The organism is Mesorhizobium sp. LSJC285A00 (assembly GCF_000503155.1).
Taxonomy (GTDB): Bacteria; Pseudomonadota; Alphaproteobacteria; order Rhizobiales; family Rhizobiaceae; genus Mesorhizobium.
Genome location: NZ_AYVK01000012.1, coordinates 40,080 through 60,029 on the forward strand (window position 1 = coordinate 40,080; position 19,950 = coordinate 60,029).

A 19,950-nucleotide genomic window follows, 5' to 3' on the forward strand; every position below is an offset into this window, starting at 1 on the left:
CCCGGCTTTTTTGAGGTCATGGAGATGACAATTCGGTTATTTGGCGGGCGCCGGTGCCGGCGTCGCAGGGGCTGGAGCTGCACCTTCAGCCGGCTTGGCCGGAGCGGCACCCTCGGCCGGCTTGGCCGGCGCCGTTGCATCGGCGGCGGCACCTGGCGTCGGCAGCGGCTTCGGGCTATCCGACAGCGTGCGCAGATAGGCAATGACGTTGGCGCGGTCCTCGTCCTTCGGCAGGCCGGCAAAGCCCATCGCCGTGCCCTTCACGAATTTCTTCGGCGAGGTGATGAAGTGGTTGAGATTGTCATAGGTCCACTTCTCGGCGCCGCCCTTGGAAAACTCCTTCATGCCGGCCGAATAGGCAAAGCCCTCATGCTCGGCGACGGGGCGGTCGACGATGTCCCAGAGATCCGGGCCGACCTTGTTGGGGCCGCCTTTTTCGCCGGAATGGCAGGCCTGGCATTTCTTAAAGACGGCCGCACCTTGCTCGACATTGGCGGTGGCCAAAAGGTCGGCGATCGGCTTCGCCTCTGCTGCGGGTCCGGCGGCGCCGCCTTCGGCAGGCTCCGTCGCCTCGATGGCAAAGCCGGGTTTTTCCGGCGCCGGCGAGGCAAACAGGGCGTCGGACACCAAACCGACCGAGAAGACGACGAAACAGGTTCCAAGCAACCCGGCGAGCAGTTTGTTGACTTCGTTGGAATCCATACGCCCCAGGGCTCCCTTTTCCGGCGGACCTCTCCGTCCACTCCGTCCGTCGGTATCGTGACCCACCCCGTCGAGCCGGTCAAATCGGGCGGAAACTAGGTCTTTTGCTTGGGCGTTGCAACACCTATAAGGGCGCTTCCAGTGAGACCTTTTGCCACTTTCCCCATCCTCTTTCGAACGCCTTGCAACCTCGATGTCCACGCTCATCCTGATCCCGGCCCGCATGGCCTCGACGCGCCTGCCGGGCAAGCCGCTGGCCGACATAGCCGGCGCGCCGATGATCGTCCATGTCGCCCGCCGCGCCGCTGAGGCTGGGCTTGGCCGGGTAGTGGTGGCAACCGACACGCGCAACGTGGCCGAAGCGGTGCGCGCGCACGGTTTCGAGGCGGTGATGACGCGCACCGACCACGAATCCGGTTCCGACCGTATCTTCGAGGCGCTGACCGCCCTCGACCCCGATCGCAAGGTCGAAACCATCGTCAATGTGCAGGGCGACCTGCCGACCATCGATCCCAAGATCATCGGTGCGGCGCTGAAACCGTTCGAGGACGCTGCGGTCGACATCGCCACGCTCGGCGTCGAGATCGTCCGCGACGAGGAAAAGGCCAACCCCAACGTCGTCAAGATCGTCGGTTCGCCGTTGTCGGCGACGCGGCTGAAGGCGCTCTATTTCACCCGCGCCACCGCGCCCTGGGGCGAGGGGCCGCTCTATCACCATGTCGGCCTCTACGCCTATCGGCGCTCAGCCCTCGAACGCTTCGTCGCGCTAAAACCTTCGCCGCTCGAACGGCGCGAGCGGCTGGAGCAGTTGCGGGCGGTGGAGGCCGGTATGCGCATCGATGCCGAGATCGTGCAATCGCTGCCGCTGGGCGTCGACACGCCGGAAGACCTCGAACGCGCCCGACAAATTCTTTCCTGAGACCTTCAACCTGAGATATCGGCATGCCTGACAAGACCAACAGAATAGCCTTCCAAGGCGAACCGGGCGCCAATTCCGACACCGCCAGCCGCAACATGTTCCCTTCGATGGAGCCGTTGCCGTGCCCCACCTTCGAGGATGCCTTCAACGCGGTCGAGACCAACAAGGCCGACCTCGCCATGATCCCGATCGAAAACACCATCGCCGGCCGCGTCGCCGACATTCATCATCTCTTGCCGGAATCGAAACTCCACATCGTCGGCGAGTATTTTCTGCCGATCCACTTCCAGCTGATGGTGCTGCCAGGCGTCAAACGCGAAGAGATCAAGACCGTGCACAGCCATATCCATGCGCTGGGACAGTGCCGCCAATACATCCGCAAGAACGGTTGGAAGCCGGTGATCGCCGGCGACACGGCGGGCTCTGCGAAGCTGGTCTCGGAGCTCAAGGACCGCACCATGGCCTCGCTCGCCCCGGCGCTAGCCGCAGAACTCTACGGCCTCGACATCATCGAGAAGAACGTCGAGGACACGGATTCGAATGTCACCCGCTTTGTCGTGCTGACCAAGGACAAGCGATTGGCCGAACGGCCCTCGGCCGACACCAAGATGATGACGACCTTCATGTTCCGTGTCCGCAACGTGCCGGCTGCGCTCTACAAGGCAATGGGCGGTTTCGCCACCAACGGCGTCAACATGACGAAGCTGGAGAGCTATCAGTTGGGCGCCTTCACCGCGACGCTGTTCTACGCCGATATCGAGGGCCATCCCGACGATCCACTGGTCAAGCTGGCGCTGGACGAACTGCGCTTCTTCTCGCGCGAAGTGCGCATTCTGGGTGTCTATCCCGCCAGCGAGTCGCGCGAGCAGTGGAAGGTCGCGGACTAAGGTTCCCCTAAACCAGCAGGGTCAGCGGCACATAGTCGATTTCCATGAAGGTTTCGACTTCCGGGATCCAGCGGTCGCGCACGAAGGCAACGTGGTCGGGATGCTCGTTATATCTGGTGTAGGCGGCCTGATCGACGAACTCCATCGAGAAGCCGAAGTGATAGTCGTTCTTCGGGCTGACTTGCCGCAGCGGCTCGAAATGGGTGACGCCCTTGATTGCGCTGAGAATGCGCTTGGCATCGGAGAGGAACCGCTTTTCCTCCAGCGAGTACTGCGGGTGCTTCAGGGTGAAAACCACGGTGTGACGGATCATTTTTTGCTCCCGTTAAGCAATTCCAGGAAAAGTGTGAAGCGGTTTTCCGTCCGGAATTGCGTAAAATAACAAGTCTTATTCGCTGTCGACCCAGGCGCGGATCAGATGATGCGCGATCGCGCCTTTCGGCGGCGTGACCAGATTGTCCTTGTGCGTCTTCTCCAGCATGGAACGCACCTCGTCGCGAAAAAACCAGCGGCAATCTTCCAACTCGTTGAGATCGGCCTGGATGTCGTCACTGAGCGGTTCGCCGAAACAGCCGATCATCAGCGAATAGGGGAACGGCCAGGGTTGGCTGGCATGGTAGACAACGCGGCCGAGCCGGATGCCGGCTTCCTCCAGCGTTTCGCGGCGCACCGCCGCCTCGATCGTCTCGCCCGGCTCGATGAAGCCGGCAAGCGCCGAGTACATGCCGGGCCCGAAATGCCGGCCGCGGCCGAGCAGGCATTTTTCCCGCGTCGCCGTCAGCATAATCGCCACCGGATCGGTGCGTGGAAAGTGCTCGGTGCCGCAATTTGGGCAATGGCGCTTGTAGCCGCCGGCCCGCATTTGCGATTCATGGCCGCATTTGCTGCAGAAGCGATGGGTGGCATGCCAGGCAAGCAGGGCGGCGCCTTGCGCCAGCGCGCCCGCTGCCGCCTCGTCGATCAGCCCCTGCATATAGACCGAGCGATAATCGATCGCCTTCATGGTCTCCGGCAGCTGTTCGGGATCGAGGCCGACCGGCACGGCAAGTACCGGGCCGCTCTCGGCAAAGCCAAGCAGCACGCCTTGTGCGAGTGATGGCTGCAGCTTCTGGCTCTCAGCCAGATCGAACCAAGGGTCGAAGCTGCCATCGTGCAATTTCAGATACAGCCGTCCGCCATGCATCGGCAGAAGACGTGCCGAGGGATCGGCCAACGCCCTTTCGACGGAATCGTCGGCGCGGTTCTCGGATTGCCGATCAATCGTGTTTCCGGCGAAGCCGACGAACTGGCTCGGTTCGCGCAAGGGCGCGTCAAAAAGGCGAAGGGTCATGGAAGCTCGAACGTCTAGGGATGGACACAGGCGGCTTATAGCGCCGCCTTGATCTGTTGCGCAAACTGGCGGATGCCTGAACGCTCATAGGGCTCGCGCATGCCGTGCCCCCACACCGGCCCCGGCCAGCCCGGATCGCCTTCCGAGCGGGCGATGACGTGGACATGCAATTGCCGAACGATGTTGCCGAGCGCGCCGGTGTTGATCTTGGTGCAGCTCGTGGTTCTTTTCAGCGCCTGCGCCACCATGTTGGTTTCGAAGGTCAACATCGCCTGGTCGAGCGGCGTCATGTCGTGGATTTCTTCGGCCCCCGGCCGCTGCGGCACCAGGACCAGCCATGGCCAGCGGCTATCGTTCATCACCCTGAGCTCGCACAGGCCGAGCCACATCAGCTGCTCGCTATCCGCCTCCAGCCTGGAGTCGAGCGTGAATCCGGCCTTGAGGCCCGGTAGCATTGGCGTTTCCCTTGCGCTTCTCGCATTATTCCCAAACTCATCACGCTAGAGCGGCTGCACGGGGGCTGCAAGCGATTCATTGAGCGGCGGAGTTCACGGGCATCCGATTCTCAATGCACCCTTGCATTTGATCGCTGAATTGCCGATATGGAACGCGGGAGGTTGGTGGTGGACGATCCACTCGCCAACCGGGTCAGGTCCGGAAGGAAGCAGCCCTAACGAGCCCGGAACGGGTCATTGTTCCAGCCTCCCACCTCATCGGCCCCTCTCGCGACATTGACGACGCATTGCAGCGCGGGCGAGACTATTGGAGCAATTCCAGGGAAAGTGTGAGCGGTTTCCCGTCCGGAATTGCGTTAAAGCAAAGGGTAGAGCGGTTTGCCGTTTCAGAAAACGGTGAAACGATCTAGCAGGAATCGGCTACGCTGAGACGCGGCCTTTTGGAGCTTTACGGGCGAATGAGCGAAGCCGGAAATTCGGACCCCGAAAACCTGGAGAAGCAAAAGGCCGTCGCCTATCGCGTGCTGGCGCGCAAATATCGTCCGTCGAATTTCTCCGAACTGATCGGCCAGGAGCCGATGGTCCGCACTTTGACCAACGCTTTCTCCACAGGCCGCATCGCCCAGGCCTGGATGCTGACCGGCGTGCGCGGCGTCGGTAAGACCACGACGGCGCGCATCCTGGCGCGGGCGCTCAACTACAAGACGCCGACGGTCGACCATCCCTCGGTCGACCTCGCCCTCCTGGGCGAGCACTGCCAGGCGATCATGGAAGGCCGCCATGTCGACGTCATCGAGATGGACGCCGCGTCGCATACCGGCATCGACGACATCAGGGACATTATCGAGCGCGTGCGCTATGCCCCGGTGTCGGCGCGCTACAAAGTCTACATCATCGACGAAGTGCACATGCTCTCCACCCAGGCCTTCAACGGCCTGTTGAAGACGCTGGAAGAGCCGCCGCCGCACGTCAAATTCATCTTTGCCACCACCGAAATCCGCAAAGTGCCGATCACCGTGCTGTCGCGCTGCCAGCGTTTCGACCTGAGACGCATCGATGCTGGCGCACTGGTCGCGCACCTCTCCTCGATTGCCGGCAAGGAAGGCATATCGGTCGACGACGACGCGCTGGCGATGATCGCGCGCGCCGCCGAAGGCTCGGCTCGCGATTCGCTCTCCATCCTCGACCAGGCGATCGCCCATGGCGGCGGCGCCGTCAGCGCCGAAGCGGTGCGCGCCATGCTGGGTCTCGCCGACCGCGCCCGCATCGTCGACCTGTTCGAACATGTCATGAAGGGCGATGTGGCGGCCGCCCTTGCCGAATTCCGCAACCAGTACGACACCGGCGCCGATCCGGCTGCCGTGCTGACCGATCTGGCCGAATTCAACCACCTCGTCACCCGGCTGCGCTTCGTGCCGACGGCTGCCGACGACGCTTCCCTGTCCGAGGATGAGCGCCGCCGCGGCGCCGACTTCGCCAGCACGCTGTCGGTCAAGGTTCTGTCGCGGACCTGGCAGATGCTCTTGAAAGGCATTCCCGAGGTGCAGTCGTCCAACCGCCCGGTCAGCGCCGGCGAGATGGTGCTGATCCGCCTGGCGCATGCCGCCGACCTGCCGACGCTGGACGAGGCGCTGAAATCTCTAGAGAGCGGCGCTCCGGCGTCCGGTGGTGTGTCACGCCCGAATGGTGCGCCGGTAAATGCCGGCAATGGCGGCGGCGCCAGCGCGGTAGCGCAGACCCGGATGCCGTCCGGGCCAGCCGGTGCGCAAACCATGCGATTGGTCGACGCGCCCCCGGTCGCCTTTGTCGCGCCTCCGCAGCCGGTCGTCGAGCCGCAATCGCCGCCGCTGAAATCGCTGGCCGATATTGTCGCTCTTGCCGACGCGCAGCGTGACATCGCCTTCAAGGTGCTGGTCAAGAGCTGTATTCGCCTGGTGCGCATCGAGCCCGGCCGTATCGACGTCGGCCTGACCGCCGATGCGCCCAAGATGCTGCTCAACGACTTGACGACGAAGCTGCGCGCCTGGACCGGCCGCAACTGGCTGGTGTCATTGTCGAAGGAAGAGGGCGGCCAAACGCTGGCCGAGATGGAATCGACCAGGCGCGAGACTGCTTTCTCCGACGCGAAAAGCGATCCGGCTGTGGCCGCCATCCTGGCGCGCTTTCCCGGCGCCAAGATTATCGACGTGCGCATTCCCGACGCGCCGGAAGTCGACACCGACAAGGCCGAAGCGCCGGTCGAGCCGCCATCCGACGACGACGAAACCTGACCATAGCCACGAATCCGCAAAGGACCCGACCATGAAAGATCTTCTCGGCCTGATGGGCAAGGCGAAGGAAATGCAGGCCAAGTTCCAGGCCATGCAGGACGAGATCGCGACGATTGAAGCAAGCGGGCAGGCGGGCGGCGGGCTGGTCAATGTCACGCTGACCGGCAAGTTCGAAATGAAGTCGCTGAAGATCGATCCGTCGCTGTTCAAGGAGGACGAGGTCGAGATTCTCGAAGACCTGCTGCTGGCCGCTCACAATGACGCCAAAAATAAGGTCGAGCAGATTATGCAGGAGAAGACCAAGGCGCTGACGGCAGGCTTGCCGATCCCGCCCGGAATGAAATTGCCGTTCTGAGCCGGCCCAACCAGTTAATTGATTATGAAGGGAAATCGGCTGCGGAGGCTGTTGTTAAGACTTTCTCGGGCTTTGCTCACGGACATATCCGGGCATTTATAAAGTTTTACCTATGCTGCACGAAAGCTAATCCTTTAGCCATCTTTTTGCCTTTAAGAGTCTCATTCTTGCCACATCTCGGGGCGAGCTGGCATCTGGACAATGAGGCATTTTTGTTGATCGCTACGCGATGGAAGACGCCGCTTCTGCTCGGCATTATCTTCTCTCCTGTGTTCCTGGCCGGTTGCAGCCAGACCACGTCTTCGCATGGCCTGTCGGTCGCCAGCCTGACCGACGCCATCACGCCCAGCTTCCTTTCGACGCGCGCCTACCGCAACACGCCGAAGGAGAAGGAATGCCTGGAGCGGGCGATGTTCTTCGAGTCCAACCGCTCGAGCCGTGACGGCATGATCGCCGTCGGCACGGTGGTGATGAACCGGCTGCGCTCCGGCAATCATGGCAGCACCATTTGCCAAGTGGTTGGCGAACCGGGCCAGTTCGCGCCCGGCGTGATGACGCGGGCGATGAATTCGAAAGCGATGCCCGATGTCGAGGAGGCCGCCGATGCGGTGCTCAAGGGCGAGCGCAAGGCCAAGCTGAAGAACACGATGTACTTCCACACCGCCGGACTGAGGTTCCCCTACAAGAACATGCATTACACCATGGTTGCCGGCGGCAACGCCTTCTACGAGAAGCGCGGTCGCAACTGGCAGCCGCTGCCGGATGAATCCACGACCATGGTTGCCTCGGCGCAGCCGCGCGCGCCTGTGCCTGAAGCGCCGTTGCAGGTTGCCTACGCCGAGCCGGTGGTGAAGACCATTGTCCGTCCAGATCCGGCCAAGCAGGCCGCGGCGGTTCGCGCAGCCAAGGCGACACGTGCCCCGGCCGAGCAGACCTATGTGACGGCTTCCGCGGCGCCCGCCAAGAGCGCCCGCGTCGCCGCCAAGCAGACGGAGGTGGCGATGCAGGAGCCGATGGCCGAGCCCGATGCCTCGCGTTTCGGCGGCACGCTGAACGCCCGCTACATCACCTCGGTTCCATCGGCAACGCAGGAAGCGTCGATGGGCTTCCAGTCGACGCCTGAGAACACCGACGCTATCGGCGCAATGATCGTCGATCAAACCCGGCCGCTCTCAGCCTACTGACGCCTAAAACAGTTTCCGAGCCCGCCATGGCAGCATGGCGGGCTCGGTGCGTATGCGCATGTTTCAAAGCGCGCGGAAAAATCCTAGATCAGTGCGATGTCGAAGCGAATCGCCGGTCCCGAGATCGAACGCCTGATCCAGCTCCTGGCCAAGGTCCCGGGGCTAGGGCCGCGTTCGGCCAGGCGTGCGGCACTGCACCTCATCAAGAAGAAGGAGCAGCTTTTGTCGCCGCTCGCCGCCGCCATGGCTGAAGCCGCCGACAAGGTGCGCATCTGCACGACCTGCGGCAATGTCGATACCTCCGACCCTTGCATGATCTGCACCGATCCGCGCCGCGATGCCTCGACGCTGATCGTCGTCGAGGATGTCTCCGACCTCTGGGCGCTGGAGCGGGCGGCGGCCATGAATGTGCGCTACCATGTGCTCGGCGGCACGCTGTCGCCGCTCGACGGCATCGGCCCCGACCAGCTCAATGTCCGCTCGCTGGTCGACCGCGTCGCCGGCGGCGAGGTGAAGGAGGTGATCCTCGCCGTCAACGCCACCGTCGAGGGCCAGACGACGGCGCATTATCTCACCGACCAGTTGTCGGGCTTCGAGGTCAAGGTGACACGACTTGCCCATGGCGTGCCGGTTGGCGGCGAGCTTGATTATCTGGATGAGGGTACGCTGGCAGCCGCGTTGCGATCGCGGACGGCGTTTTGACGCAATTGGCGGGGATGCTCCGGAGATGACAGCATTCCTTCGGGCCCCCCTCTGTCCTGCCGGACATCTCCCCCTCAAGGGGGGAGATCAGCAGCTTCTCGGGCGGCATTCTTCTTTCAACGCTGGTGGTTGGCGAAAACCGAAGCGACAGCCAATCTCCCCCCTTGAGGGGGAGATGTCCGGCAGGACAGAGGGGGGCGCGACAGAACGCGGATCTTTCGGATTGGCGCTCGTTGCGCTCCTCGCATCCCTTGTTGCCCTGCTTTTTGTAGCCCCCGCCTCCGCTGCCAAAATCGATGACCAGTTCCGCGCCTGGCTGCAAACCGATCTCTGGCCGCAAGCCCAGACCAAAGGCATCTCCAAATCCACTTTCGACGCCGCTTTCGACGGCGTGAAGCCGAACCTCAAATTGCCCGACCTCGTCCTGCCCGGCGAGAAACCCAAAACCCCGCAAAAACAGCATCAGGCCGAGTTCGGTTCGCCCGGCGCCTATTTCGCCGAAAAGACGGTGCGCGCCGTCACGTCAGGTGCGCGCACGCGCGAGGCGGCCAACGCCAAGACGCTGGCTGCGATCGAAAAGCGCTACGGTGTCCCGGGCGAGATACTGTTGGCGATCTGGGGCCGCGAGACCGGCTTCGGCGCGGCGAAAATGCCCTACGACGCCTTCGAGGTGCTCGGCACCAAGGCATTCATGTCGACCAAGAAGGACTTCTTCCGCACCGAGGTGCTGGCGGCGCTCGAGATCGTCGAGCATGGGTTGGCGCCGGTCGGCGCCATGAAATCGTCCTGGGCCGGCGCGCTCGGCCAGCCGCAATTCATGCCGACCTCGTTCCTGAAGCACGCCGTCGACTACGACGGTGATGGGCACCCGGACATCTGGAATTCGACGCCGGACGTGCTGGCCTCGATCGCCAACTTTCTCGTCCACTATGGCTGGGTGAAGGGGCGTGGCTGGGGTTTCGAGGTGACGGTTCCGGAAAGCGTTTCCTGCTCGCTCGAAGGTCCCGACCAGGGCAAGAAGATCTCAACCTGGGCGGCGATGGGAATCAGCCGCGTCGGCGGCAAAGCCTTTCCGGCCAACGAACTGAAGGCGGAAGGGTTCCTGTTGATGCCGGCCGGACGCAGCGGTCCGGCCTTCATCGCCACGCCGAATTTTTACGTGCTGAAGCAATACAACACCAGCGACCTCTACGCCCTGTTCATCGGCCATGGCGCTGACCGCATCGCCCATGGCGATGCTGATTTTGTCCGCAGCTGGGGTGCGGTCGGCGGCCTGCATCGTTCCGACATCGCCGCGCTGCAACGGGCGCTGGAGGCCAAGGGCTACGATGTCGGCAGCGCCGATGGTCTGCCCGGCTTCAAGACCCGCCGCTCGATCGGCTCCTGGCAGGAAAAGAACGGCCGCCCCGCCACCTGCTTCCCCGACGCCGATCTGGTTGCTGCCATCAAGTAACACCGAAAAGAGCAGATTTTTCCCCATCGGCGGCTGCAATTGGCTCGCCCATGCTTCGACGCGCACAGCATATTCCGGTCCAGTATGCCGGCTCGCAAAAATGCCCGTTGCCGGTTGGAGGGCTGCCGGATAGGGTGTTGACCAACTGGAAAAAAATCAACACGGTATGGGGTCTAACGGTCGTCCTCCGGCCGCGAAAAAGATTACTGCAGCCCTGAGCCGGGAACTCGGGGTCAACAATCAACAAAACAGGGAACAATCATCATGATGATGGAAAAGTTTGCTCTACGTTCGCGCGTCTGGCTCGCAGGTGCTGCCATGTCCGCTCTGCTCATTGGCGTCGCGCCGGCCTTTGCCGTGACCCCCGCCGACACGCTGGTCGAAGGTTTTGCCATCGACGACATCATCTCCATGGATCCGGGCGAGGCGTTCGAACTGTCGACCGCCGAAGTCACCGGCAACACCTATGATCTGCTGGTCCGCCTCGACCTCAGCGACACCTCCAAGGTCAAGGGCGACCTTGCCGAGAGCTGGACCGTCTCCGACGACGGCCTGGTCTATACGTTCAAGCTCAAGCCCGGCCTAAAGTTCGCTTCGGGCAATCCACTGACAGCCGGCGATGTCGCCTATTCCTTCGAGCGCGCCATCAAGCTGGACAAGCCGCCAGCATTCATCATCAACCAGTTCGGCATCAGCGGCGACAACGTCGCCGACAAGGCCAAGGCCGTCGACGACACCACCTTCCAGTTCACCGTCGACAAGGCCTATGCGCCGAGCTTCGTGTTAAACTGCCTGTCGGCAACGGTCGCTTCGGTCGTCGACGCAAAGCTGGTCAAGGAACATGTCGCCGCGGTGACGCCGAGTGCCGACTACAAATGGGACAACGATTTCGGCAACGCCTTCCTGAAGACCGGTTATGCCGGCTCCGGCGCCTACAAGCTGCGCGAATGGCGGGCCAATGAGGTCGTCGTGCTCGAGCGCAACGACAATTACAATGGCGAGAAGGCCAAGCTCGCCCGCGTCATCTACCGCAACATGAAGGAAAGCTCGGCACAGCGCCTGGCGCTCGAAGCAGGCGACATCGACGTTGCCCGCAACCTCGAGCCGAACGATCTCGACGCCATCGCCAAGAATGCCGATCTCACCACGACCAGCGCGCCGAAGGGCACGGTCTATTATATCAGCCTCAACCAGAAGAATCCGAACCTCGCCAAGCCCGAGGTTCGCCAGGCGTTCAAATATCTGGTCGACTACGATGCGCTGAGCACGACCATCCTCAAGGGCATTGGCGAGATTCACCAGACCTTCCTGCCCAAGGGCGTGCTGGGCGAACTGGACGAAAATCCGTTCAAGTTCGACGTCGCCAAGGCCAAGGAACTGCTGACCAAGGCCGGCCTGGCCGACGGCTTCAGCGTAACCATGGATGTACGCACGGGACAGCCGACAACGGGCATGGCGGAATCGATCCAGCAGACGCTTGGCCAGGCCGGCATCAAGCTGGAAATTATCCCGGGCGACGGCAAGCAGACGCTGACCAAATACCGCGCCCGTAATCATGACATCTATATCGGCCAGTGGGGCCAGGACTATTTCGATCCGAACTCCAACGCCCAGACCTTTGCCTCAAACCCGGACAATTCGGATGAAGGCAAGACCAAGACGCTGGCCTGGCGCAATGCCTGGGACATCCCGGACCTGACAAAGCAGACCGAAGCAGCCTTGCTGGAGAAGGATGCCGGCAAGCGCGCCGATGTGTACAAGAGCCTTGAAAAGACGATCCTCGACACCAGCCCCTTCGTAATCATCCACCAGCAATTGGAAGTGGCAGGCCTGCGCAAAAACCTGAAAGGCTTTGCGCTCGGTCCGAGCTTCGACACCAACTTCGTCGGCCCGGTCTCCAAGGAATAGCGCCGGCGGACGCGCCCTGATGAGCGCGATTGAAAACCAGGCGACGGCGGGGCAGGGAAGCGCCCGCGCCGTCGCTATCTTGTTGGCGATCGGCCGCTTCCTGGTCATCGCCGTCACCACCTATCTCGGCCTGCTCGCGGTGACCTTTTTCATCGGCCGCGTCATCCCGATCGATCCGGTGCTGGCGGTGCTCGGCGACCGCGCACCGGCCAATGTCGTCGAGCGCACCCGCCGCGAGATGGGGCTCGACCTGCCGTTGATCGAGCAATTCTATATCTATCTCAAGCATGCGCTGAACGGTGATTTCGGCACCTCTGTGCTGACCACCAATCCTGTGATGACCGACATCCGCCGTGCCTTTCCGGCAACGATCGAACTGGCGACTTTGGGCACTTTGATAGGCTCGTTGATCGGCGTGCCGCTCGGCGTGCTGGCAGCGGTAAAACGCGGCAGTCTCATCGACCAGATCGTTCGCATTGTCGGCCTGATCGGCTATTCCGTGCCTATCTTCTGGATCGGGCTTTTGGGGCTTGTCCTGTTCTACGCCAAGCTCCAATGGGTGGCTTTTCCCGGCCGCCTCGACATCGTCTACGAGTACACATTCACACCGATCACCGGCTTCTACCTGCTCGACGCCGCGCTGCAGGGCCAGTGGGATGTCTTCTACGACGCTTACCGCCACATCATCCTGCCGGCAGGGCTGCTGGGCTATTTCTCGCTCGCCTATATCAGCCGGATGACGCGCTCCTTCATGCTGAACGAGCTGTCGCAGGAATACATCGTCGCCGCGCGCGCCAAGGGCCTGTCTGAAACGCGAATCATCTGGGGCCATGCGCTGCGCAACGCCGCGGTGCCGATGGTCACGGTGATCGCGCTGTCCTATGCCGGGCTGCTCGAAGGTTCGGTGCTGACCGAGACGGTGTTCTCCTGGCCCGGCATCGGCCTCTACATCACCAATTCGCTGCAGAACGCCGACATGAACGCCGTGCTCGGCGGCACCATCGTCATCGGTTCGGTGTTCATCGGCATCAATCTCCTGTCCGATGTTCTCTACAAGGTGCTCGATCCGAGGACGAAGACAGGATGAGCGCCGAAGCAATCCAAACGCGCCGCGATTGGCTGCTCAGCGATCGGCCGGCCTCGCGCATGCAGGCACGGCTCGGCCGCGCCTACGTCGCTTGGCGGCGCTTTTCCGCCAACCGGCTGGCGTTTCTCGGCCTGCTCATCATCATCGCGCTGCTGCTGGTCGCAGCCTTTGCCGATGTGCTGGCGCCCTATTTGCCGACCATCGGCGATCTCAAGAATGCCCGGCTTTTGGCGCCGAGTGCGGCGCATTGGTTCGGCACCGACGATCTCGGCCGCGATATCTATTCGCGCATTCTTTTTGGCTCACGCTGGACCCTCTATGTCGTCATTCTTGTCGCTGTCATCGCAGCCCCCATCGGCCTTTTGGTCGGCACCGTCGCCGGCTATGCCGGCGGCTGGACCGATGCCATTCTGATGCGCATTACCGACATCTTCCTCGCCTTCCCCAAGCTGATCCTGGCACTGGCCTTTGTCGCCGCCCTTGGCCCCGGGATCGAAAACGCGGTGTTGGCCATCGCCATCACCTCGTGGCCGCCTTACGCGCGAATTGCGCGGGCCGAGACGATGACCGTGCGCAATTCCGATTACATCAAGGCGGTGCAATTGATGGGCGCCTCGCCGTTCCGCATCGTGCTGCGCCACATCATGCCGCTCTGCATCTCTTCGCTGATCATCCGGGTGACGCTCGATATGGCCGGCATCATCCTCACCGCCGCCGGCCTCGGTTTCCTTGGCCTCGGCGCGCAGCCGCCGCTGCCGGAATGGGGCACCATGATCGCGTCCGGCCGTCGCTTCGTGCTCGACCAATGGTGGGTGGCCGGCGCGCCCGGCTTCGCCATCCTGATCGTCAGTCTCGGCTTCAACCTGCTGGGCGACGGCCTGCGCGATGCGCTCGATCCCCGGAGTGGCGACCAATGAGTGGTGACCAATGAGCGGTGCACTTCTCGATGTCGACGACCTGCGCGTCACCTTCCCGACTCGGACCGGCCTCATCCAGGCGGTGCGCGGCGTCACCTTCTCGCTCGGCCGAGAGCGGCTGGGCATTGTCGGCGAAAGCGGCTCCGGCAAGTCGCAGACCGGCCGCGCCATCATGGGGCTGACGCCGCCGCAGGCTCTGGTTTCGGCCAAGAAGCTCGCCTTGGACGGCATCGATCTTTTGGACATACCCGCCCGCCAGCGCCGGGCGCTGCGCGGCAAACGCATCGCCATGATCCTGCAGGATCCGAAATATTCGCTCGACCCGGTGATGAGCATCGGCCGCCAGATCGTCGAGACGCTGCGCACGCATGAAAAGGTCTCCAAGGCCGAAGCGCGCGAGCGGGCGCTGGCCATGCTGGAAGCTGTGCAGATCCGCGATCCCTCGCGTGTCTTCGACCTGCATCCGCACGAGGTGTCCGGCGGGATGGGCCAGCGCGCCATGATCGCAATGATGCTGATCGCCGGACCGGAACTGATGATCGCCGACGAGCCGACCTCGGCGCTCGACGTCACCGTTCAGCTCGATGTGCTCGGCATCCTCGACCGCTTGGTCAGTGAGCGCGGCATGGGTCTGATCTTCATCTCGCACGATCTGCGGCTGGTCGCCTCCTTCTGCGACCGCGTCATCGTCATGTATGCCGGCAAGGTGGTCGAGCAGCTCAAGGCGTCGGAGCTGCGCGACGCCCAGCATCCCTACACGCGCGGCCTGCTCAACTGCATGCCCAGGATCGGTTACGAACGCCACCCGCTGCCGGTGCTCGACCGCAAGCCGGAGTGGGCGGCATGACGCCAGCCATTTCGATTGAAGGGCTGGAGGTGGTGTTCGACCGTTTTCGCGCGCTGAAAGGGGCGAACCTCGAGGTGAAGTCCGGCGAATCCTTCGGCCTGGTCGGCGAGAGCGGTTCCGGCAAGTCGACGCTGCTCAAAGCCATTGCCGGCCTGGTGCCTGTCGCATCCGGTACTATCACGGTCAATGGCAAGACGCTGGGAGCGCGCCGCGACAAGGCTTTTTATCGCGAAGTGCAGATGGTCTTCCAGGACCCCTATGGTTCGCTGCACCCGCGTCAGACCGTCGACCGCCTGCTACAGGAGCCGCTCGCCATTCACGGCTTTGCCGATGGCGAGCAACGCATCCAGCGCGCCCTCGACGAGGTCGGATTAGGCAACGGTTTCCGTTTCCGCTACGCGCACCAGCTCTCCGGCGGTCAGCGTCAGCGCGTGGCGATCGCGCGGGCGCTCATCCTCGAACCGTCGATCCTGCTGCTCGACGAACCAACCTCGGCGCTCGACGCTTCGGTGCAGGCGGAAGTGCTCAACCTGCTGGAAGAGGTTCGCCGTCGGCGCAAGCTGACCTTCCTGATGGTCAGCCACGACCTCGCCATCATCACCCATATGTGCGAGCGCCTGATGGTGATGCAGAATGGCGAAGCGGTGGAGAACCTGACGGCGGGCCAGCTGATCGGGCACCGCGTGGAGAAGGATTACACACGCAATTTGCTTAGGGCGAGCGAGGGGTTTGTTCGGACGGCGTGAACTAGTTTCTTCCGCAGAATAATCGCTTGGGGAATTCCATGGAAGAATGGAAGTTTGCAGATCCGCCCAATGTCGCGGTGCTATCGGACAAGAGCATATTCAAACGGGGCGACTGGATCGCATACGTTGTGCATGAAGCTGACGATGACGAGAACTACGACGATGAAGGGGGCAGTTGGCAATTCTATAGCAGCGACTCTCGAGATTGGGATGAACGCGAGATAATGCTCGTTGGCCTGCAAGAGGTGGTGCAGCAGGATGAAAGCATCCTGGCATTGGCCGACTTGCCAAAAGGCTGGCATGCTTGGCGGACGTCAAAATCATCGCCATGGCAGCGAGCGAAATCGCGCCCCGAACCCTCTAACGATAACGAATGATCCGGCAAAGCCTTAAGCGGGGTCTTGCGCCAGTTCGCCGTTCTCCGGAACAGATGGTTCGTCCCCCTGCTTAGGCTCCTTGATCCTGAACCACGTCACATAAAGCGCCGGCAGGAACAGCAGCGTGATCGCCGTGCCGGCGATGATGCCGCCCATCATGGCGTAGGCCATCGGGCCCCAGAACACTTCGCGCGCGATCGGGATCAGCGCTAGGCTGGCGGCCGCGGCCGTCAGCGCGATCGGCCGCATGCGGTGCTCGGTCGCTTCGATCACGGCTTCCCAGCGGTCTTGGCCCTCGGCCACCAGATCCTCGATCTGCACGATCAGGATCACCTGAGTTGCGGATCAGGATGCCGATCAGCGCCAGGACGCCCAGAATGGCGACGAAGCCGAGCGGTGCGCCGCTCGGCACCAGGGCCGCGACCACGCCGATCAGGCCGAGCGGCGCCACCGCCACGACCAGGAACAGGCGCTGAAAACTTTGCAACTGGATCATCAGGATGGTCGCCATCACGAACAGCATCAGCGGCACCACCGCTGCGATCGGTCCCTGGCTTTTGGCGCTTTCCTCGACCGAGCCGGCGGTTGCAACGGAATAGCCGGGCGGCAGTTTGGCGATGAAGGCGTCGACCGACGGCTTCAATTCGTTGACGACGGTGGCCGGCAGCACGTCGCCAACGAGGCCTGCGCGAACGGTGATCATCGGGATGCGGTTGCGCCGCCACACCGTCGGCTGTTCGAGGTCGTAGCGGAAGTTCGCCACCGCGGCGAGCGGGATCGCTTCGCCGTTCCCGGTGACGGGTGAGCTGTCACGGACTGCCCCGTACGTGTATCGGTCGGCTGGTTAAGACCGGTCTGTCGAAGTGGCCCGCATCGACGACAGGCCCAATCGCCCGGCGGCGGTGCCAACTTGAGGAAAACGTGAAATAAGGTCAGAAGAGGCCTTGGCATTCATCTAACGAGAACGGGCGTCGGCCCGATGAGGGACGAAATGAAGAACGCAGCCATTTCCGAGCGCAAGAACCAGTCGATCTCGCGCGGCGTCGGCATGACGACGCAGATCTATGCCGACCGCGCCGAGAATTCGGAGATCTGGGATGTAGAAGGCCGCCGATACATCGATTTCTCCTCCGGTATCGCCGTCGTCAACACCGGCCACCGCCATCCCAGGGTGATCGAGGCGGTCAAGGCACAGCTCGACCGCTTCACCCATACCTGCCACCAGGTCGTGCCCTATGAGAGCTATGTCAGGCTGGCCGAACGGCTGAACGGCATGCTGCCCGGCAAGTTCGAGAAGAAGACCATCTTCGTCACTACGGGTGCTGAAGCCGTCGAGAACGCCATCAAGATCGCCCGCAACGCCACTGGCCGCCAAGCCGTCATCGCCTTTGCCGGCGGCTTCCACGGCCGCACCTTCATGGGCATGGCGCTGACCGGCAAGGTCGTGCCCTACAAGGTCGGCTTCGGCGCCATGCCGGGCGACGTCTACCACGCGCCGTTTCCGGTGCCGCTGCACGGCGTGTCTACAGCCGATTCGCTGGCCGCACTCGACAAACTGTTCAAGGCCGATGTCGATCCGGCTCGCGTTGCCGCCATCATCATCGAGCCGGTCCAGGGCGAGGGCGGCTTCTACGACGCGCCGCGCGAATTCCTGACGGCGCTGCGCAAGCTCTGCGACCAGCACGGCATGCTGCTGATCGCCGATGAGGTGCAGACCGGCTTTGCCCGCACCGGCAAGATGTTCGCCATGGATCATCATGAGGTCGCGGCCGACATTACCACCATGGCGAAAAGCCTGGCCGGCGGCTTCCCGCTGGCGGCGGTCACCGGCCGCGCCGAGATCATGGATGCGCCCGGTCCTGGCGGGCTCGGCGGCACCTATGGCGGCAGCCCGATCGGTGTCGCCGCAGCACACGCCGTGCTCGACGTAATCGAGGACGAAAAGCTGTGCGACCGCGCCAATACGCTGGGCGCCCGGCTGAAACAGCGGCTGCAGTCGATCCGCGACGATGTGCCCGAGATTGTCGACATCAGGGGTCTCGGCTTCATGAACGCGGTCGAGTTCAACGACGTCAAGAAGGGCCTGCCGTCGGCCGAGATCGCCAATGCGATCCGGCTGAAGGCGCTCGACAAGGGGCTGATCCTGCTGACCTGCGGCGTCTACGGCAACGTCATCCGTTTCCTGGCTCCGATCACCATCCAGGACAATGTCATGAACGAGGCGCTCGACATTCTGGAAAGCTCGATCCGCGAAGTCTGCGCTGCCTAGCGCAAACCCTACCTCCCCCTTGTGGGGAGGTCGGACCGCAGGTCCGGGTGGGGGGCCTCGCGCCGACCCCAACCCCGCTGCTTCGCAGCGACCCTCCCCACAAGGGGGAGGGTAAGTGCGTCTAGCCCGCAGCCCGTGCCGGCTCATCCTGCTGGAACGCTGCCAGTGCAGCCTTCAGCCCGTCAGGTCCCTCAGCAATCGTCTGCGCCATCGGCGAAAACCCGGCCCCGAGCATCTTGCGGCCCAGCATATGGTCGCCCGGCCTGTTGACGGATTCGATGCCGAGCAGCCGGCTTCCAGCATAGTGGTAGATCGAGAACTTGTTCTCAGCGAGGTCGCCCAGCACGACATGGCTGTCGCCGCCCGAGGTCAGCCCGACCATCTGCAGTTTCATGTCGCCGATGTCAGACCAGAACCACGGCACCGCCGCATACGCGTCCGTATGGCCGGTGATCGTGCGTGCGGCAAGCCGCGCCTGGTCGGTGGCGTTCTGCACCGATTCCAGCCGCACGTCGCCGCCGGTCGACCAGTGGCGGTAGGAAGCGGCGTCGCCGATGGCCAGAATATCAGGCACTGAGGTGCGCATCTGTTGGTCGACGCGGATGCCATTGGCGACAGTCAGTCCGGCAGCCTGCGCAAGTTCGACATTCGGCACGGCGCCGATGCCGACGATGACCATGCGCGCGGGCAGCCTTTCGCCGGTGGAGGTGATGGCAGCGCAGACATGGCCGTTTTCCCCTTCCAGCCCGGCAATGGTGGTGCCGGTGAGGATACGCACGCCGATCGCCTCCAGCCGTTGGCGGACATGGCTCGCCACCACCGGCGCCACGGCGCGGCCAAGCAGCCGGTCGACAGCCTCGACCAGGGTGACGTTGCGGCCGGCGGCCCTCAGCGTTGCCGCGATCTCCAGCCCGATGAAGCCGCCGCCGAGGATGACCACGTCTTCGCTTTGGGCGCTGAGCGCGCGGATCAGCCGCGCATCGGCGATCGAGCGCAGCGACACCACGCCCGAGAGGTCGGCGCCCGGCAGCGGCAGAAGCCGCGGCCGCGAACCGGTGGCCAGGATGAGCCGGTCGAACGGCAGCACGCCGCCGCCCGCTACCTCCAGCTTGCAGCCTGCCGTATCGAGGCTGTCTATTCGGATGCCCGGCCTGAAGTCGATGGCGCTGCCGGTGTAAAAGGCCTCGCCGCGCAAGGGTTGCGGCTTGGCATCGGCGTCCTTGATGAAGGTCTTCGACAGCGGCGGCTTGTGATAGGGCAGATCGGTTTCGTCGCCGATCAGTATGACAGGCCCGTCATAGCCTTCCTCGCGCAGGCTGGCGGCCGCTTGCACGCCCGCATGACCCGCACCGACAATGACGACCCCGTTCTTCATCGCAACCCGAATTCCTGTTTCAAATCTGGAGCATGATGCCGAAAAGTGTGAAGCGGTTTTCGGACGACATCATGCTTTGATTGTGAGCCGTTCCGCCAGATGGCGATTGTCTGCCGCCGTCGCAAGAGCCCCGGTCCGGGTCGCACCCGGAACGGTCGCTTGTCAAT

General features: G+C 63.1%; 19 protein-coding genes, 1 other RNA gene and 1 pseudogene. 15 read left to right on the top strand and 6 right to left on the bottom strand.

Features of this window, described 5'->3' with window-relative positions:
- Positions 1-36: 36 nt before the first annotated feature.
- Positions 37-702, bottom strand: coding sequence for a cytochrome c family protein (locus tag X726_RS156815; protein WP_023669512.1), 666 nt, complete (start codon positions 700-702; stop codon positions 37-39).
- A 193-nt stretch (positions 703-895) separates the two neighbouring features.
- Here X726_RS156815 and X726_RS156810 point away from each other — a divergent pair, with 193 nt between their 5' ends.
- Positions 896-1,621 (top strand): 3-deoxy-manno-octulosonate cytidylyltransferase, encoded by a 726-nt coding sequence (locus X726_RS156810; RefSeq protein WP_023669513.1) that lies wholly within the window; start codon positions 896-898, stop codon positions 1,619-1,621.
- A 23-nt stretch (positions 1,622-1,644) separates the two neighbouring features.
- Complete coding sequence (locus tag X726_RS156805) at positions 1,645-2,508, top strand: prephenate dehydratase (protein WP_023669514.1); 864 nt, start codon at positions 1,645-1,647, stop codon at positions 2,506-2,508.
- Positions 2,509-2,515: 7 nt separating this feature from the next.
- On the opposite strand, the gene X726_RS156800 is transcribed toward X726_RS156805, so the two are convergent.
- The 3 genes from X726_RS156800 to X726_RS156790 all read right to left on the bottom strand — a co-directional run bounded on the left by X726_RS156800 (position 2,516) and on the right by X726_RS156790 (position 4,293).
- Positions 2,516-2,821, bottom strand: a complete 306-nt coding sequence (locus X726_RS156800) for a Dabb family protein (protein WP_023669515.1) — start codon at positions 2,819-2,821, stop codon at positions 2,516-2,518.
- Between the two features lie 75 nt (positions 2,822-2,896).
- Positions 2,897-3,838 carry an NAD(+) diphosphatase gene (nudC, locus tag X726_RS156795; RefSeq protein ID WP_023669516.1) on the bottom strand — a complete coding sequence of 314 codons (942 nt, stop codon included), beginning with the start codon at positions 3,836-3,838 and terminating at the stop codon, positions 2,897-2,899.
- Between the two features lie 35 nt (positions 3,839-3,873).
- On the bottom strand, positions 3,874-4,293 hold the full coding sequence (locus tag X726_RS156790; protein WP_023669517.1) for an HIT family protein: 420 nt from the start codon (positions 4,291-4,293) through the stop codon (positions 3,874-3,876).
- Between the two features lie 157 nt (positions 4,294-4,450).
- Between X726_RS156790 and ffs the strand changes: the two genes are divergently transcribed.
- From ffs to X726_RS156735, 12 genes are all read left to right on the top strand, one after another.
- Positions 4,451-4,547: signal recognition particle sRNA small type (gene ffs / locus X726_RS1000000168830), an RNA gene on the top strand.
- 204 nt (positions 4,548-4,751) lie between these two features.
- Positions 4,752-6,563: a DNA polymerase III subunit gamma/tau gene (locus X726_RS156785; RefSeq protein ID WP_023669518.1), complete on the top strand. Its 1,812-nt coding sequence runs from the start codon at positions 4,752-4,754 to the stop codon at positions 6,561-6,563.
- Between the two features lie 31 nt (positions 6,564-6,594).
- Positions 6,595-6,918, top strand: coding sequence for a YbaB/EbfC family nucleoid-associated protein (locus X726_RS156780; protein ID WP_023669519.1), 324 nt, complete (start codon positions 6,595-6,597; stop codon positions 6,916-6,918).
- A gap of 215 nt (positions 6,919-7,133) precedes the next feature.
- Positions 7,134-8,102, top strand: coding sequence for a cell wall hydrolase (locus tag X726_RS156775; RefSeq protein WP_023669520.1), 969 nt, complete (start codon positions 7,134-7,136; stop codon positions 8,100-8,102).
- Between the two features lie 96 nt (positions 8,103-8,198).
- The gene (recR, locus tag X726_RS156770; RefSeq protein WP_023669521.1) at positions 8,199-8,804 is read left to right on the top strand and encodes a recombination mediator RecR; all 606 of its coding nucleotides are present in this window, start codon (positions 8,199-8,201) and stop codon (positions 8,802-8,804) included.
- 175 nt (positions 8,805-8,979) lie between these two features.
- Entirely contained in the window at positions 8,980-10,257 is a 1,278-nt protein-coding gene (locus X726_RS156765) for a lytic murein transglycosylase (RefSeq protein WP_023669522.1), read from the top strand.
- 267 nt (positions 10,258-10,524) lie between these two features.
- A complete protein-coding gene (locus X726_RS156760) occupies positions 10,525-12,165 on the top strand; it encodes an ABC transporter substrate-binding protein (protein WP_031214867.1) in 1,641 nt (546 codons plus the stop codon).
- 19 nt (positions 12,166-12,184) lie between these two features.
- A complete protein-coding gene (locus tag X726_RS156755) occupies positions 12,185-13,252 on the top strand; it encodes an ABC transporter permease (protein ID WP_023669524.1) in 1,068 nt (355 codons plus the stop codon).
- Positions 13,249-14,169, top strand: a complete 921-nt coding sequence (locus tag X726_RS156750; protein WP_023669525.1) for an ABC transporter permease — start codon at positions 13,249-13,251, stop codon at positions 14,167-14,169. Before X726_RS156755 ends, X726_RS156750 begins: the two co-directional genes overlap by 4 nt.
- A 10-nt stretch (positions 14,170-14,179) precedes the next feature.
- Positions 14,180-15,016 carry an ABC transporter ATP-binding protein gene (locus X726_RS156745; protein WP_023669526.1) on the top strand — a complete coding sequence of 279 codons (837 nt, stop codon included), beginning with the start codon at positions 14,180-14,182 and terminating at the stop codon, positions 15,014-15,016.
- On the top strand, positions 15,013-15,762 hold the full coding sequence (locus X726_RS156740; protein WP_023669527.1) for an ABC transporter ATP-binding protein: 750 nt from the start codon (positions 15,013-15,015) through the stop codon (positions 15,760-15,762). The genes X726_RS156745 and X726_RS156740 overlap by 4 nt, the downstream gene beginning before the upstream one ends.
- Positions 15,763-15,800: 38 nt before the next feature.
- Positions 15,801-16,139 carry a DUF2185 domain-containing protein gene (locus tag X726_RS156735; RefSeq protein WP_023669528.1) on the top strand — a complete coding sequence of 113 codons (339 nt, stop codon included), beginning with the start codon at positions 15,801-15,803 and terminating at the stop codon, positions 16,137-16,139.
- Between the two features lie 12 nt (positions 16,140-16,151).
- On the opposite strand, the pseudogene X726_RS1000000168835 reads toward X726_RS156735, so the two are convergent.
- Positions 16,152-16,935 (bottom strand): annotated as a pseudogene (locus tag X726_RS1000000168835) (efflux RND transporter permease subunit); the annotation flags it as partial.
- A 195-nt stretch (positions 16,936-17,130) separates the two neighbouring features.
- On the opposite strand from X726_RS1000000168835, the gene X726_RS156725 reads away from it, so the two are divergent.
- Positions 17,131-18,408 (top strand): 4-aminobutyrate--2-oxoglutarate transaminase, encoded by a 1,278-nt coding sequence (locus X726_RS156725; RefSeq protein ID WP_023669533.1) that lies wholly within the window; start codon positions 17,131-17,133, stop codon positions 18,406-18,408.
- Positions 18,409-18,529: 121 nt separating this feature from the next.
- Here X726_RS156725 and X726_RS156720 read toward each other — a convergent pair whose 3' ends face one another.
- Complete coding sequence (locus X726_RS156720) at positions 18,530-19,783, bottom strand: FAD-dependent oxidoreductase (protein WP_023669534.1); 1,254 nt, start codon at positions 19,781-19,783, stop codon at positions 18,530-18,532.
- Positions 19,784-19,950 lie beyond the last annotated feature (167 nt).

Excerpts from the sequence above, each read along its gene's own strand:
- X726_RS156755 (WP_023669524.1), top strand. The coding sequence starts at position 12,185 with ATGAGCGCGATTGAAAACCAGGCGACGGCGGGGCAGGGAAGCGCCCGC.
- X726_RS156760 (WP_031214867.1), top strand. The coding sequence starts at position 10,525 with ATGATGGAAAAGTTTGCTCTACGTTCGCGCGTCTGGCTCGCAGGTGCT.
- X726_RS156750 (WP_023669525.1), top strand. The coding sequence starts at position 13,249 with ATGAGCGCCGAAGCAATCCAAACGCGCCGCGATTGGCTGCTCAGCGAT.
- X726_RS156720 (WP_023669534.1), bottom strand. The coding sequence starts at position 19,783 with ATGAAGAACGGGGTCGTCATTGTCGGTGCGGGTCATGCGGGCGTGCAA.
- X726_RS156800 (WP_023669515.1), bottom strand. The coding sequence starts at position 2,821 with ATGATCCGTCACACCGTGGTTTTCACCCTGAAGCACCCGCAGTACTCG.
- X726_RS156745 (WP_023669526.1), top strand. The coding sequence starts at position 14,180 with ATGAGCGGTGCACTTCTCGATGTCGACGACCTGCGCGTCACCTTCCCG.
- X726_RS156735 (WP_023669528.1), top strand. The coding sequence starts at position 15,801 with ATGGAAGAATGGAAGTTTGCAGATCCGCCCAATGTCGCGGTGCTATCG.
- X726_RS156810 (WP_023669513.1), top strand. The coding sequence starts at position 896 with ATGTCCACGCTCATCCTGATCCCGGCCCGCATGGCCTCGACGCGCCTG.
- X726_RS156740 (WP_023669527.1), top strand. The coding sequence starts at position 15,013 with ATGACGCCAGCCATTTCGATTGAAGGGCTGGAGGTGGTGTTCGACCGT.
- X726_RS156805 (WP_023669514.1), top strand. The coding sequence starts at position 1,645 with ATGCCTGACAAGACCAACAGAATAGCCTTCCAAGGCGAACCGGGCGCC.
- X726_RS156815 (WP_023669512.1), bottom strand. The coding sequence starts at position 702 with ATGGATTCCAACGAAGTCAACAAACTGCTCGCCGGGTTGCTTGGAACC.
- X726_RS156725 (WP_023669533.1), top strand. The coding sequence starts at position 17,131 with ATGAAGAACGCAGCCATTTCCGAGCGCAAGAACCAGTCGATCTCGCGC.
- X726_RS156780 (WP_023669519.1), top strand. The coding sequence starts at position 6,595 with ATGAAAGATCTTCTCGGCCTGATGGGCAAGGCGAAGGAAATGCAGGCC.
- X726_RS156785 (WP_023669518.1), top strand. The coding sequence starts at position 4,752 with ATGAGCGAAGCCGGAAATTCGGACCCCGAAAACCTGGAGAAGCAAAAG.
- nudC (WP_023669516.1), bottom strand. The coding sequence starts at position 3,838 with ATGACCCTTCGCCTTTTTGACGCGCCCTTGCGCGAACCGAGCCAGTTC.
- X726_RS156765 (WP_023669522.1), top strand. The coding sequence starts at position 8,980 with ATGTCCGGCAGGACAGAGGGGGGCGCGACAGAACGCGGATCTTTCGGA.
- recR (WP_023669521.1), top strand. The coding sequence starts at position 8,199 with ATGTCGAAGCGAATCGCCGGTCCCGAGATCGAACGCCTGATCCAGCTC.
- X726_RS156790 (WP_023669517.1), bottom strand. The coding sequence starts at position 4,293 with ATGCTACCGGGCCTCAAGGCCGGATTCACGCTCGACTCCAGGCTGGAG.